Source organism: Corynebacterium sp. MSK310, assembly GCF_030227355.1.
Taxonomy (GTDB): domain Bacteria; phylum Actinomycetota; class Actinomycetes; order Mycobacteriales; family Mycobacteriaceae; genus Corynebacterium; species Corynebacterium rhinophilum.
On record NZ_JASPFZ010000050.1, the window covers coordinates 1 to 744 of the forward strand.

General features: G+C 52.4%; 1 protein-coding gene. It reads left to right on the forward strand.

Annotation, left to right across the window (positions count from 1 at the left end; all coding sequences use genetic code 11):
• A partial coding sequence (locus QP891_RS11685) for an IS256 family transposase (protein WP_284817084.1) occupies positions 1 to 744 on the forward strand: 744 nt, incomplete at both ends.

Genomic DNA, 744 nt, shown 5'->3' on the forward strand with positions numbered 1-744 from the left:
GCCCAAGCATCCCCAGATCTCATGCGCGAGATGCTTCAAGGATTCATCAACCAAATCCTATCGACTCAAGCAGACCAGATCTGCGGCGCCGACTACGCCACCACGTCTAAGTCTCGAACCAATGTCCGCAACGGCTACCGCCACCGCGATCTTGATACTCGCGTTGGCACCATTGATGTCGCTGTACCCAAACTACGTACCGGGTCATTTTTCCCGGACTGGTTATTGCAACGACGCACTCGGGCAGAACGAGCACTAACAACCGTAATAGCTACCTGCTATTTAAAAGGCGTGTCCACACGCAGGATGAACGATCTCGTCGCCAGTTTGGGAATTAATAATCTTTCAAAGTCGCAGGTATCTGACATGGCTAAAGACCTGGACGAGATGGTCGAAGACTTCCGTACCCGACCACTCGATACCGGTCCATACCTGTATGTTGCCTGTGATGCATTGACCATGAAAGTCCGCGAAGGAGGACGCGTGGTCAAAGCTTCCGTCCTCGTGGCTACCGGGGTTAATGCCGAAGGCTATCGTGAGCTATTGGGCATGCAGGTTGCTACATCTGAGTCTGTGGCGTCGTGGACTGGGTTCTTTAGGGATCTTAAAGCTCGCGGACTTAATGAGGTCTATCTTGTCACCAGTGACGCGCATCTAGGAATCCAGCATGCGATTAGTGACGTGTTGCCGAATGCGTCCTGGCAGCGGTGTCGAACGCACTTTTCTAAAAACCTGTCTTCGATG